Genomic DNA, 13,762 nt, shown 5'->3' with positions numbered 1-13,762 from the left:
ACATGGCAAAACCACTAGCAATAGAAACTCGCGGGCTGACGAAACAATTCGATCGCCATATAGCCGTCAATGACATCGATTTGCAAGTAGCAGCAGGCGAAGTATGCGGACTGATCGGCCCCAACGGTGCCGGGAAAACTACTTTGCTGCGGATGTTGGCGGCGGCCCAGGAACCGACTACAGGGGAAATTTACATCAACGGGGATAGGTTATTGCGCGATCGATCGCACCCGATTCTCAAACAGCGCATCGGCTTTCTTCCCGATGACTTTCCCCTCTACGACGACTTGACTGTTTGGGATTATTTAGACTATTTTGCCCGACTCTACAACCTCCAGCAACCGCGCCGCCGAGAGCGAATCAACTCCGTGTTAGAACTCGTGCAACTAACCAACAAGCGCAACAGCTTAATTTCCACCCTTTCGCGGGGAATGAAACAGCGCCTGAGTTTGGGGAGAACTATTATCCACGAACCGCTATTGTTGTTGTTAGACGAACCGGTTTCTGGCTTAGATCCGATCGCCCGAATGCAGTTCCGCGAAATTATCAAACTTTTGCAACAAGTGGGCATGACTGTAGTCATATCATCTCACGTCCTCAGCGACTTAGCCGAACTTTGTACCTGGGTTGGTATCATGGAACTCGGATATCTGGTCGAAAGCGCACCTTTACAAGAACTTTACAAACGCCTCAGCCGCCAGCAAATTTTGATGTCGGTTTTAGGAAATAAATTAGAAGCGCTAACATCGGCATTAAAAAACTTTCCTTGGGTGGAAAATTGGGCAATAATCCCGGAAACTCAACAGGTGTGCGTTGATTTTTCAGGAAGCCCGGAAGATGCAGCCAATTTATTACGCGAACTCGTCGCCGCCAACATTCCCCTAACCGAATTCCACTGCACTCAAGAAGATTTAGAAACCATCTTCCTCAAGATGGGACACCAGCAAGCATCTTAATTTAGTCGTTTCCATAATCAAATTAATTCTTTGTGGAACGGGCATCTTTCCCGTTATTGAAAATAATTCAACAGTGAGTTATAACTGAGTTATATTCTTTACGGTTGGACCGGAATTATTTAACCGCAGAGAGCGCAGAGGACACAGAGGAAGAGAAGAGAGAGAATTACCAATTACCAATAACTAATCAACCATGACACTCAACTTACTGGACAAAGTCGGCAACTGGAATCCTCAGTTATTTCGAGAAATCAAAGGCCGCTTGAATACTGGCAATATGGCGATCGCATCTGCTTTCTCGTTAGGGCCTCAACTGCTGCTGTTCATGTATTACAGCGCCCAGTTACCCGTTGCCCTTCGTAATGTCGATCGTACTGAACCGATTTATAACAGATTTTGTGTTTTAAAGACGACCACTAACACGAAACAAGGAACACAATGTCTCACAGATGCCTTGGGTAATATAGTAATTGATTGGCCCAAGTGGTGGGTAGAAATATTTATTTGGCTGAGTATATTTAGCGTGTTAGTCCTATTAGTAGCAGGGACTTATATGCTCGTCAGTGACTTAGACAAGGAGGAACGCCTGGGTACGCTCAACTTTATTCGCCTCAGTCCCCAATCTGCCAACACCATTTTTATTGGCAAAATTCTCGGTGTCCCTATTTTAGTGTATCTAGCAGCAATTCTGGCGATACCACTACATCTATACAGTGGATTAGCTGCTCAAATACCTTTGAATGAAATTTTATGCTTCTACATGGCGATTGCAGCCAGTTGTAGTTTATTCTACAGCACTGCGATGCTATTTGGATTGACAACCAGTTGGTTGGGAGGATTTCAACCTTGGTTGGCTAGCGGTATCGCTTTGTTTGTGTTTGTAATCTCTACCATGAAGTTAACAGTAACTGCTGGGGATTTAGGAACATTTGTATCTGCCATTGGCATCCTAAGATATCTAATTGTTGGAAGAATGGATAACTATGAATTTAATTCATTAGGTGCAGACATACACCAGTTACAATGGTTTTACTTGCCCATCGGTAAAAATATTGTAAGTGGCATTATTTTGTCTCTGTCAATTTGTAGTATCGGAACCTATTGGATGTGGCAGGGATGGCAGCGCCGTTTTCCCAATCCCACTACTACAGTTTTGAGCAAGCGACAAAGTTATTTTGCTGTTATCTGCTGTCAGCCCATTATCTTAGGCTTTGCACTCCAATCTGACCCCCTAGCCTACGGTAAAACTTTTCCTTTGCTAACATTGAATTTGGTGATGTTCTTAATTGTAATAGCATCTTTAACATCTGAGAGACAATCTTTGTATGATTGGGCAAGGTATCGGCAACAAATTGTTCCCAGCGGTCACAAGTTGTGGCGACGTTACCCACTACTCGATTTGGTTTGGAGCGAAAAAAGTCCGGCTGTAGTTGCGATCGCGATTAATCTTCTCAGCTCATCCTTCATTTTACTCAGCGGACTAATTTTAATAGATCGGGGCGAGTTTGAAAAGTCTCACACAAGCATATTTTGGAATGTAATTCTCGGTATCAATCTGATCCTCATCTACGCAACCATCACCCAACTATTCCTATTTCTCAAAACCCGCAATCAGGAAATTTGGGCCGTAGGTACTATCAGCGGTGCTATCTTGTTACCACCTGTGATTTTATCTATGCTCTTGCTCACTCCAGAAAAAAATCCTGTCTTCTGGCTATCTTCAACCTTTCCGATTTTTTGGTCTTTTTCGCCTGACATAGGATCTGGAACTACGATTTTGATTTCGATACTCAGTCAGTGGACTGTGTTGCTGTTGTTGAATCTCAAATTGCGATCGCAACTGAGACTCGCAGGGGAATCAGCTTCTAAAGCACTGCTGAAAGCTTGAAAAAGCAGGGGAAACTTGAAACTCCGATTCAGGCCGGGATTTAAACCCCTGCCTGAAACCTTAAGTCGTCTGAAGACGACTGTTCAACTAACTTAGGAGCGCGAATTAAATAACTTACAATTTTAATTGTTATTGTGGGATGGGCGTCCCGCCCGTCCACTCATGACGGGCGGGACGCCCATCCCACTTTCAAGAGTGGAAGTTATTTAATTCTCATTCCTTATTATGCCAATTCCGCATTTATACTCGACTTTATATTAAGCGATAGCGGTCGCCGCTACATACAAAGCTCACCTTCGCAGGCTTTAAGATTAAAGTTGAAAAAAAAATCTGACTGTAAGCTGTTCGACATTTAAAGGACGATTGTAGGGTGCCCAGCGTACATAAGCGTTTCCCTTGTAAGCGTAAGTGTTCGCGAATGGCGCACCTTACCTGGTTCGTTAGTCGTTTAAATGCTCCACAGCTTACAGATCCAAAATTATAGAGTCAGCGTATATTACTAATGAACGCAGTACAAAATTTCATAGGTTCGCACCGCTAAAAATTTCAGCTTGCCTGTTTGGAGTTGAGCCGCGCTCCCCCGCCAGCTACACACCCAACTATAAAATACGGCTAAGCGATCTGTCTTTAGGACTGGGTTTATTTGAATCCGGGGGCGGGTTTATATATCATTTTAGCTGCCTGTAATACTTGTATGGCAAGCCCCCCCCTACAGCCGAAAATCATAAAAACTATCCTAAAAGTGCGAATTTGTGATATTTTGACTGAGAATACCACCGCCGTTAGGCAACAGAAGTATCAAATTTAGAGGGTGATTAGAGCATGGCAGAAATTAGAGGCACCGCCCAAGCAGACTTGCTAGCAGGAACTCCAGAAGATGACCTGATTTTTGGTTTGATGGGCACTGACACCATTGCCGGAAACTCTGGTAATGACAGTATTTTTGGAGGTAAGCAAAGCGATTTAATTGATGGCAATTCTGGTCAAGATTCGCTTTTTGGAGATTTAGATAACGACATTATTAACGGCGGCGAAGGTAACGATTTTTTAGTGGGCGGAAAAGGCAGCGATTCCATATCGGGCAACTCCGGCAATGATGTTTTGTCGGGCGATCGAGATACTGATATCCTGATAGGCGGAGACGGGGCAGACCTATTTGTTTTGAGGCGCTACGCTGAGGCTGACCCTTTCCGTACCAGTGGCGGTGTTAGTTTGGCAAATGCGGACGCGATCGCCGATTTTACACCCGGTACAGATTTAATCGGTTTGGGGGAAGGTCTCAGTTTTAGCGACTTAAATATTTTGGAAGCTGGAAACAATACTGTTATTCAAGACCGGGTAACAGGAGAATTTCTCGCTACTCTCCAAGGAGTGAGACAAAGTGCGATTAACCAGGCAAGTTTCACTAATAATATTAGCAGCGTTGTTCCCAATCCCCCGCCTCCAGCGCGGACAACGGCTTATGCTTTAACTCCTGCTAATCGGATTGTCGGTTTTAGTCTTTCCAATCCCGGAAGTGTCCTCACAGATTTGCCCGTAACTGGATTGCCAGCGGGAGAAAGTTTGCTGGGAATTGATTATCGGCCGGCTAATGGTGTGCTTTACGGTGTGGGTTCTAGCAATCGCTTGTATACTATCAATCCGATGACTGGGGAAGCAAGTCCAGTCGGTAACGGGCAGTTTGCTGTTCCCCTAAATCCGGGGGCTGCAGGTTTTGATTTCAATCCGACAGTCGATCGAATTCGGTTTGTCAATGAAGGCGATCAAAACGCCCGCCTCAACCCGGATAACGGGGCACTTGTGGATTTTGACACGGTGGCGGGGGGAATTCAACTCGACGGGAATTTGGCTTATGTTGCGGGCGATCGCAATTTTGGGTCAAATCCGGCTGCAGCAGGGGCTGCGTATGTGAATAACTTTGCCGGGGGAACTTCGACCACACTATTTGTAATTGACAGCGATTTCGATGTTTTGGTGCGACAAGATCCGCCGAATAATGGAGGGTTGAATACGATCGGATCTTTGGGAGTTGATGCTACTAGCGTTCTCGGCTTTGATATCAGGAGTATTGGCGGCCGCGAGGTGGCTGTGGCGGCGCTGGAAGTCGGTGGCATTTCCGGCTTGTACAATATCAATTTAAGCAGCGGTCAAGCTTCCTTTGTCGGTCAAATTGCCGACGGAAGACAGATTAACGGTTTGGCTTTGCCTTTGCCTACAGCTTACGCCTTAACTGTCAGAAATGGCGCTGAAACAATTGTCGGTTTTAACGAAGCGGCACCGCGGGCGATTCTCAGTGACGTGTCAGTTACAGGGTTGCAGCCCGGAGAAAGTTTGCTGGGAATTGATTTTCGCCCCGCTAACGGTGTGCTATACGGTGTGGGTTCTAGCAATCGCTTGTACGCGATTAATCCAGTTACTGGGCAAGCCAGTGCCGTCGGTAGCGGGCAGTTTGCTGTTCCCCTAACTCCGGGGGCTGCGGGTTTTGATTTCAATCCGACAGTCGATCGAATTCGCTTTGTCAATCAAGCCGGTCAAAACGCCCGCCTCAACCCGGATACGGGGGCAATTGTCGATGTTGACACGCTGACGGGGGGAGTTCAACTCGACGGGAATTTGGCTTATGCTGCGGGCGATCGCAATTTTGGCAATCCCGGCGCGGCGGCGGCTGCTGCGTATGTGAATAACTTTGCAGGGGCAGCTTCGACGACACTGTTTGCAATTGACACCAATTTAGACATTTTGGTGCGGCAAGATCCGCCGAATAATGGGGTGTTGAATACGATCGGATCTTTGGGAATTGATGCTGGTACTGTTCTCGGCTTTGATATCAGGAGTGTTGACGGTAACGAGACGGCTTTGGCTGCGATCGATGTTGGCGGAGTTTCCAGTCTATACAATATCAATTTGACGACTGGTCAAGCTTCGATTGTCGGTCAAATTGGTGACGGGCAAGGGATTAAAGGCTTAGCACTAACTTTGATTTAAATGGTGCAGTCCGACAGTCCCGCAGTCCAACAGTCCGACAGGGGTTGAAACCCCTGTCTCATAGCGAAAGTCCTCTAAAGAGGACTAAAAATTAGCAACTAAAAATTAGAATTTGAGTCGGTTTTTAACCGACTTTTGCTATTAGCCAGGGAATTCATTCCCTGGCGGGTTTCGGGAGAATGGAACAGCCTTTTTTCTTCAGGAAAGTTGGAAGGTATCGAGAATGTACCTCACACGCACGCAATCCGCTATCAAATAAATTCATCGTTAATTTGATAATAATATCAAGTCGGGTCGATCCATTATAATATAATGCCATATCTTGTAGGGGCGGGTTCACCAGTATTCTCTCCCTCAAAACCAACAAATTCATCAACCCGCCCCCGCCCATAGCAACACTAATCGATCGGACACAACATAAAATGTTATCTCAAGTTTTTTACTTGCTACGTTCCCGCAGTGACGGCAAATATCTGTCCGCGAATCCCAATCCAGATGCGGCAGTGAGTTACCTGCTGATGTTTCGCGAAGACTATGACGCTTTGAGCTATCTCAATGCCCACGCTGCTGATGTTGCCGATCGATTCGGAGTAGAATCGATTTCCGGTTCTCAGGTAAAAAAGCTACTCGAACGTTGGGGCTTTAACGGCGTGGGGGTTGTTCAAGACCCGCTGTTACCGAATATTGAGTTTTTATTGACAAATAATTGACAATTGACAAGATTTGCGCTTCACCCGGTTTCTGGAAGAAATCGGGTTTTTTTGTCAAGTTTTGAGCCGATCGCCCGATCGAGTTTGTACAGTTCTGTGCCCCATATCTAGTGCAAATTGTCAAATATATTAACCTTTTACCCTAAATCTGAATCCTGTTGTATATTCGTAGTCTGTTGATTTATTCCGACACGTCAGTACACAACCTATGGTTAGAGAATTAGAGCGATCGAGTGCCAACGAGAAACGCAACCTGTCCGATTTCCCCGAAACAGCACCCGCCGCCAATCCCGTATTTTTTAGGACTTACAGCCGCCGTACCGAGACGGGAAGGGAGACTTGGGCCGAAGTGTGCGATCGAACAGTCAAGGGGCTGCAAAAGCTGGGAAACCTCACCCCCGAAGAAACACAACTGCTGCACCGAATGCAAAACCAGCTCAAAACCCTCGCTTCAGGCCGCTGGCTGTGGGTAGGTGGCAGCAAATGGATCGAGCAACCAGAGAATTTTTCCGGCGCATATAATTGCTCCTCAACAAATATTCTCGACTGGCGTTCCTTTGGTTTGTTAATGGATTTGGCAATGATGGGCTGCGGCACCGGCGCAGTCTTGGAACCACAATATATCAACCAACTGCCGCCGATTCGCAACCGTTTAACCCTAACCATGCAAGGCGAAATCGGCTCTACACCCGCCCAGTCGCGCCGTCAAGAAACAGAAGTAAAAATAGCAGAAAAAACCGCAACTATTTATGTCGGAGATTCTCGCCAAGGTTGGGTACAATCCTATCAAAGTTTGCTGGAATTATCCACAGATGAAAGATTTGCAGGAGAAGTTCAAGTTTTTATCGATTTGAGCGACGTTCGCCCGGTGGGAGAACCTTTAAAAGGTTTTGGCGGAGTAGCAAATCCGGTGAAATTGCCCGATCTTTATCAGCGCTGCGCCGCAATTTTGAATAAAGCTTTAGGGCGGCAGTTAAATTCAGTTGAATGCTGCGTGTTGATAGATGAAGCTGCGGTCACGATCGTCGCTGGAAATATTAGAAGATCGGCCGGAATGCGTCAGTTTTCTTTTGATGACGAACTGGGGGCAAATGCTAAAAATAATTTGTGGCAACAAGATGAAAGCGGCAACTGGAGAATAGATCCAGAACGCGATGCCCTTCGGATGGCAAACCATACGCGAGTTTTCCATACCAAACCTACACTAGAAGAATGTATTGATGCTGTCCGCAAACAGTATTATAGCGGCGAAGGTGCGATTCAATGGGCCGGGGAAGCTGTAGCTCGATCTAACGTTGATTTACTTTCAACACCGAGTCTTAGAAGTGAGTTTTTGAAAGCTTACGACGAAGGAAAAGCTAAAGAGTGGTTGCAGGAGCGCCATCCTAACATGACTGCTGGCGAGTTAGAGCATCGGTTAGTCCGTGTGGGCTTAAACCCGTGTGGTAAGTAATTTTGCCTCACGTTAAAAACCTCGCAAAATCGGAGAAGACTGAGATGTTAACTCCGAGGTAAGTAAGGGAATTAAAAATCCTTTACCACCGTAGAGCGTACCGGGTGAACCTTCTTTGTTGAAGAATATAATCCTGGCAAGAGTGCGGGGCATTTACAACTAAAGTAGATGAAAAAGTACGCCGAGCTACAGGTAAAATGGAATCTGTAGAACTAGAGGATAAAAAGCCTTTAGGATAACAAAACTGGAAATCATCGGCTCGAATTTTCATTGCAACCTTTCGGAGGTTCACCTCAATCAAATTGACCCTTACAACTTCAAAGAACAGGAGGAAGCTTTCAGGGCTGCGGCTCTATCTGTCGCGGTACTTCTCAATCACAAATTTCTTGAACCCCGCTATCAATACAGCCGCGAACTAGACCCGATTGTCGGCGTATCTTTCACGGGATTGTTCGATTTCTTTGTTCATGCTTTTGGCGTTGAGTGGCTGCGCTGGTGGGTGGAAGGCCGCCCGCAAACTCCGCAAGGAATCGCTTTTAAACAGCGGGAAGAAGAGTATTTGAGTGGTTGGCGCGAGATTGTGAATCGGGTAGTATGGGATTATTGCGATCGCCATTCCTTAAAACGCCCAAATCGCTGCACAACCGTTCAACCATCGGGTACTAAATCTCTGCTGACAGGTGCTTCCCCCGGCTGGCATCCGCCGAAAGCCCAGCGTTTCATTCGCCGAATCACTTTCGGCAAAAACGACCCCGTAGCCCTCGCCTGCATCGACTACGGATACAACGTGATTCCGTCTCAATCTGACAAAGATGAAAACGGCAATTTGCTGAACAATCCCTTCGATGAACGCTGTACGGAATGGCTGGTAGAAATACCTGTAGCGGTAAGTTGGGCTGACTTGCCCGGTGCTGATGAAATTGACATTAACAAGTTCTCAGCGGCGGCACAAATGGACTTTTATATGCAGGTGCAAAAGTTCTATGTCAGACATAACACTTCGGCTACGATTGAACTGCGCGAAAACGAAGTTGAAAGTTTGGGTACTCGGATTTATGAAGCCATTCGCGATGATGAAGGTTACATTTCCGCAGCGCTTTTGGCTCGGTTTGATGCTCTTGAAACTTTCCCACGTCTGCCCTTTGAACCGATAAACAAGGAAACTTACACCAAGATGGTGGAAGAGAGTTTAGCGCGCCGCGAAATAGATGTTTTTCATGCGGCACTGAGTCGCTATGACTTGGGTGAAATGATGGATTCGGGGCCGGCGGGCTGCGATTCAGATAAGTGTTTGATGCCGGAGACTAAGGCTATGTAATAGCCAATAGCCAAATCCCCGACTTCTGAAATTACTTCAATATTTCACGAAAATAACCAGAAGAAGTCGGGGATTTTATTTCTCAACCGTTCACATAATAATCCCGCGTTCCCTTCGCATTCATCGCTTCTCCGAGTCGATTTAACCCGTACACGTAAGCCGCAGTTCTCATGGAAACTGACAATTCCTGAGATTTTTTCCAAATTGCTTCAGTTTCTTCGACCATTTTATGCTTTAACCGCTGGTTGACTTCCTCCAGCGTCCAATAAAGCCCGCTGCGGTTTTGCACCCACTCAAAATAACTAACCGTTACGCCTCCGGCATTGACTAAAATATCAGGAATTACCTGAATTCCCCTCGATTCTAAAATCAAATCAGCAGCAGAATCAATCGGCCCGTTAGCTACTTCAAAAATAAACTTAGCCTTAACATCATTAACATTCGCTTCCGTTATTTGATTCTCCAAAGCTGCTGGAACCAGCACGTCTACATCTAATGCTAAAAGTTGCTCATTTGTCAAGATTTCGTGTTCGACAATATTGCAAACAGAACCTTCACAGTAAAGAGCTTTGATACCTTTGTTAGAGTTTTTAAAGCCTCGAATACTGGGGATATCCAGCCCTTGTTTAGCATAAATTCCCCCTTGGGAATCGCTGACAGCAACAACTTTGTAACCTGCTTTCCAGAGCAGTTCTGCTATTTCTGCACCGGCATTACCAAAACCTTGTACTGCTACAGTTGTATCTTGAGGATTTAGCTCAAATTTGGGTAGAATAGTTTGTACTACAAAAAAAGCACCCATTGCTGTGGCCGTATCTCTGCCCAAGCTGCCGCCAATTGTCACTGGTTTTCCAGTCACCACCGCTGGAGAAAGCTGCCGCTTAATAATATTGTACTGATCCATCATCCAACCCATAATCATGGGATTGGTGTAGACATCCGGCGCGGGAATATCGACATCGGGGCCGATGAAATCTGCGATCGCATCGACATAGCCCCGGCTCAACCGTTCCAATTCGAGTTTGGACAATTCCTTGGGATTGAGAGTAATTCCGCCCTTGGCTCCTCCAAAAGGCAAGTTCAAAACTGCACATTTAAAAGTCATCCAAAATGCTAAGGATTGCACTTCATCAAGGGTTACTCCCGGATGATAGCGCACTCCTCCTTTAGACGGGCCTCTGGTATTGTCGTAGCGCACCCGATAACCTTGGAAAATTCGCAGGGAACCGTCGTCCATCCGCACGGGTATCGATACAATTAAACTGGATTTGGGGTGTTTCAGCCGTTCGATCGTATCCTCGGAAAGGGACACATATTTTAAGGCTCGTTCTAATCGGCGGCTGGCATCGGCAAATAATGATTCAGACATAATTGGAAGAAAGAAGGAAAGCACGACACGGATTTTGATACGGATACACGGATTAATTATTTAGTGTCCGTCAGATTTTGAAGTCAGAGGGAAGAAGCAAGAATAGCTGACATCTTAATTTTAAGTGTCTCGGCTGATCTACTGGTTTTCCTATACATTTTAATTTAATCACAATCCAGGTTGAATTCTGTCAACTGTCAATGGTTAACTGTTGACAAACTGCCTTGTGTCGATCGACAATATCGCAGTTTCAAGCAGGATTAAGCAGATACACTTACAATAGATGGTGATATTTAAGCTCAAGCCTCAATTTGAGTTCGATCGCTCAAATCACAGCCAGCCATCAGGGGAATTAAATTCTGAAATAGATCGAGGCTTTAGCTGACGTTAGAAACTGAATTATTATTATGCTTGGACTCCTAGCCGCACTCTCTGCGTCTGCGGCAGGGGGTATGAGAATTGCCATGCCCCTGCTGTTAATTGGTTTGTTGCGGATTGACAAACTTTGGTCGGAAATACCTCTATTGTCTGGGCTTCACCCCCAGGTGGTGATAGCAATTTTAGTGAGTTGGTCGCTGTTAGAGTTATTTGCTTCTAAAACCTTTGTAGGACAGCGGGTACTGCAAATTGTGCAAATTATTTTCAGCCCTATTGTAGGAGCAATTATGGGAATTGCGATCGCTCAAGTAAGTTCGATCGACGAAATTATTGCTCACCCTTGGATGCTGTGGATAATTGGTATTGTCGGAGGTTTGTTGGCTTTAGTGCTGCAACTGGTACAAGCAGGATGGTTTTACCGGCTGCGGGGTTTGCCGATTTGGGTGATTTTCCTCCAAGATGTTCTGTGCATTTCCTTGGTTTTGTTTGCCTTTGACGCACCGCGGCAGGGAGGGTTAGTTGCTATGATGCTGCTGTGGCTGGCTATTCGCAGTTCTAAAGAGTGGTATCGATGGTACAAAAGTCAGGGAATACCGGGCGATAAGGGAAATCCCCGCCGCCACAAGCGCGATCCTGATTAATTAGTGATTAGTTATTGGTTATTGGTTATTTAAGTAAAATTCAAAATATGTAGGTTGAGTTGAGGTAACGAACCCTACGCTTCGCTCCGCCCAACTCTTGGTTGAAAATAAGGTGTTGGGTTTCGCTATCGCTCAACCCAACCTACTTCTGTCAACTGTCAACTAACTATGAGCGATTTAAAGCAATCCGATCGAGTGTAGCGGGCCCTGACCCGTAATTAACTCCAACAATAGTGCCACAAAACCAATCATCGCCACACGACCGTTCCAGACTTCCGCCCCCGTGGTCAAACCCCACTCCCACTGCTCTTGAGGGTACATTTTCACTGTCTTGGAAGGGCGTATAACATCGGAGAATTTAACGCTGGGAGATTCGATCGACTCGATGACTAAATCAGCTAAGGCTTCAATAAACACCGGATGAGTATTCAGTGCGGGCACTCGGTAGAAATTTTTAATCCCCGATTCTTCTGCTAATTCTCGATACTCCATGTCAATTTCTTGCAGAGTCTCGATGTGTTCGGAAACAAAACTAATCGGAACTACCAACAAATCTTGGACTCCATTTTCTGCCAATTCGGTAATGGCGTCTTCGGTGTAAGGCTTGAGCCATTCCACCGGGCCAACCCGACTTTGATAAGCTAGAGTGTGTTCGTTCGATCGATTCAAATGTTCCATAATCAGACGAGTGCAATCTTCAATCTCGCGCTGATAGGGGTCTCCAGCCTCTTCTACGTAGCTGAGGGGGACGCCGTGGGCGCTGAAAAAGATATGAACTCGATCGGGATTCGGATTGTGGTCTAGTTGTTGGGCTATCAGTTCCGACATTGCCTGAATGTAGCCTGGCCGCTTATACCAAGAAGGAATCGCGGTATATTCTATATCCTTGAGGGCAGGATCTTTGCCCCACATTTCTTCTAGCTGCCGGAAGCTAGAACCGCTGGTGCTGATGGAAAATTGAGGATACAGCGGCAAGATTGTCAAGTGTTCGATGCGATCGCGCTTAATTTTGGCGATCGCCTCTTCGGTAAAAGGATGCCAGTAGCGCATCCCCACGTATACTCGAGCATCTTGTCCCTTTTCTTGCAAGAGTTCTTGCAGGGCTAGGGCTTGTTCCTCGGTAATTCGCCGCAAAGGAGAGCCGCCACCGATTTGGCGGTAGTTTTCCTGGGATTTTTGAAAGCGCAGGGTCGAAATCAACCAGGCGAGGGGTTTTTGCATCCACGGAAACGGAATGCGAATGATTTCCGGGTCAGCAAACAAGTTGAACAGGAAAGGACGGACATCCTCGATTTGATCTGGCCCGCCCAAGTTTAATAGCAATACTCCCACACGACCCATAGCGGTTACAGCTCTCCCATCGTCTCAGTTCTGTTACTTATCTTTATCATATGATTTAATAATATCTTATGTCGATAACAAGGTATACATAATTTTGACTATTGCAACACTTTTTAGAGATTTAAGTTATCGGTATCAGTGTCTCTAGGATTGCGATCGCGCGTCTGGCTGCTTTGAGCGTAGGCGGCAATGCTCGTTTGGGTGACAACGGCCAAGGAAAAATGTACCATCAGCCAATTATTCTTTAGAAGCTTTTGCCGACTGTCAGTTTGACAGGAGTACGCAGCAGCGTTGGGATGCACGAAATGCAACGGGCGCAATTGCGACAAATCTTTCAGGAAGTATACCGCGCGATCGAGCCCGGTGGTCTATTCATTTTGGTAGATATTCATCGGCATACAAATCCGGTATTTAGGTCAGGGTTGGCTGTATTTTTGTGGTTGTTTGAGACTGAAACTGACTTGGGGAGTTTGTTGGCAGAAGTGGGATGGCGATCGTACAATTCCGAAGTAACTCCACAACCCAAACTTTATGCTGGCGGCAGCATTGAAGTAATCCAAGTTCAAAAGTCATTAGTCAGCAGTCATTAGTCAGCAGTCATTAGTCATTAGTAAAGGACGCGCCAATTATTGACTAAACACTGCTGAATTCTTACTTTTAAAATGAGGAATATTTAGTCATCACTAATCCTTCCTAACTAATGACTACTGACTACTGACTACT

Annotated in this window: 10 protein-coding genes; 8 read left to right on the top strand and 2 right to left on the bottom strand. The window is 45.9% G+C overall.

The window, feature by feature from the left end; translation table 11 throughout:
* Positions 1-2: 2 nt before the first annotated feature.
* From QT987_RS11690 to nrdJ (QT987_RS11665), 6 genes are all read left to right on the top strand, one after another.
* Positions 3-956, top strand: coding sequence for an ABC transporter ATP-binding protein (locus tag QT987_RS11690; RefSeq protein ID WP_333239971.1), 954 nt, complete (start codon positions 3-5; stop codon positions 954-956).
* A gap of 193 nt (positions 957-1,149) precedes the next feature.
* Entirely contained in the window at positions 1,150-2,844 is a 1,695-nt protein-coding gene (locus QT987_RS11685) for a hypothetical protein (RefSeq protein WP_333239969.1), read from the top strand.
* Between the two features lie 822 nt (positions 2,845-3,666).
* Entirely contained in the window at positions 3,667-5,829 is a 2,163-nt protein-coding gene (locus QT987_RS11680) for a DUF4394 domain-containing protein (RefSeq protein WP_333239966.1), read from the top strand.
* A gap of 422 nt (positions 5,830-6,251) precedes the next feature.
* Complete coding sequence (locus QT987_RS11675) at positions 6,252-6,539, top strand: hypothetical protein (protein WP_333053679.1); 288 nt, start codon at positions 6,252-6,254, stop codon at positions 6,537-6,539.
* Positions 6,540-6,747: 208 nt separating this feature from the next.
* Complete coding sequence (nrdJ, locus tag QT987_RS11670) at positions 6,748-7,992, top strand: ribonucleoside-triphosphate reductase, adenosylcobalamin-dependent (RefSeq protein ID WP_333239964.1); 1,245 nt, start codon at positions 6,748-6,750, stop codon at positions 7,990-7,992.
* Positions 7,993-8,227: 235 nt separating this feature from the next.
* On the top strand, positions 8,228-9,310 hold the full coding sequence (gene nrdJ, locus QT987_RS11665; RefSeq protein ID WP_333240031.1) for a ribonucleoside-triphosphate reductase, adenosylcobalamin-dependent: 1,083 nt from the start codon (positions 8,228-8,230) through the stop codon (positions 9,308-9,310).
* Positions 9,311-9,392: 82 nt separating this feature from the next.
* Here the strand turns inward: nrdJ (QT987_RS11665) and QT987_RS11660 are convergent, their stop codons facing one another.
* Positions 9,393-10,679, bottom strand: a complete 1,287-nt coding sequence (locus QT987_RS11660; protein WP_333239962.1) for a Glu/Leu/Phe/Val dehydrogenase — start codon at positions 10,677-10,679, stop codon at positions 9,393-9,395.
* 407 nt (positions 10,680-11,086) lie between these two features.
* Between QT987_RS11660 and QT987_RS11655 the strand changes: the two genes are divergently transcribed.
* The gene (locus QT987_RS11655; protein ID WP_333239960.1) at positions 11,087-11,698 is read left to right on the top strand and encodes a DUF4126 domain-containing protein; all 612 of its coding nucleotides are present in this window, start codon (positions 11,087-11,089) and stop codon (positions 11,696-11,698) included.
* A gap of 177 nt (positions 11,699-11,875) precedes the next feature.
* On the opposite strand, the gene hemH is transcribed toward QT987_RS11655, so the two are convergent.
* On the bottom strand, positions 11,876-13,039 hold the full coding sequence (gene hemH, locus QT987_RS11650) for a ferrochelatase (RefSeq protein ID WP_333239958.1): 1,164 nt from the start codon (positions 13,037-13,039) through the stop codon (positions 11,876-11,878).
* A 254-nt stretch (positions 13,040-13,293) separates the two neighbouring features.
* On the opposite strand from hemH, the gene QT987_RS11645 reads away from it, so the two are divergent.
* Positions 13,294-13,629 (top strand): hypothetical protein, encoded by a 336-nt coding sequence (locus tag QT987_RS11645; RefSeq protein WP_333239956.1) that lies wholly within the window; start codon positions 13,294-13,296, stop codon positions 13,627-13,629.
* Positions 13,630-13,762: the final 133 nt, after the last annotated feature.

It is taken from the genome of Microcoleus sp. SVA1B4, from assembly GCF_036700545.1.
GTDB lineage: Bacteria > Cyanobacteriota > Cyanobacteriia > Cyanobacteriales > Microcoleaceae > Microcoleus.
This window is presented reverse-complemented; position numbering and strand designations above follow the sequence as displayed.

Coding starts and splice junctions, on each gene's coding strand:
- QT987_RS11690 (WP_333239971.1), top strand. CDS start 3: ATGGCAAAACCACTAGCAATAGAAACTCGCGGGCTGACGAAACAATTC.
- QT987_RS11685 (WP_333239969.1), top strand. CDS start 1,150: ATGACACTCAACTTACTGGACAAAGTCGGCAACTGGAATCCTCAGTTA.
- QT987_RS11680 (WP_333239966.1), top strand. CDS start 3,667: ATGGCAGAAATTAGAGGCACCGCCCAAGCAGACTTGCTAGCAGGAACT.
- QT987_RS11675 (WP_333053679.1), top strand. CDS start 6,252: ATGTTATCTCAAGTTTTTTACTTGCTACGTTCCCGCAGTGACGGCAAA.
- nrdJ (WP_333239964.1), top strand. CDS start 6,748: ATGGTTAGAGAATTAGAGCGATCGAGTGCCAACGAGAAACGCAACCTG.
- QT987_RS11660 (WP_333239962.1), bottom strand. CDS start 10,679: ATGTCTGAATCATTATTTGCCGATGCCAGCCGCCGATTAGAACGAGCC.
- QT987_RS11655 (WP_333239960.1), top strand. CDS start 11,087: ATGCTTGGACTCCTAGCCGCACTCTCTGCGTCTGCGGCAGGGGGTATG.
- hemH (WP_333239958.1), bottom strand. CDS start 13,039: ATGGGTCGTGTGGGAGTATTGCTATTAAACTTGGGCGGGCCAGATCAA.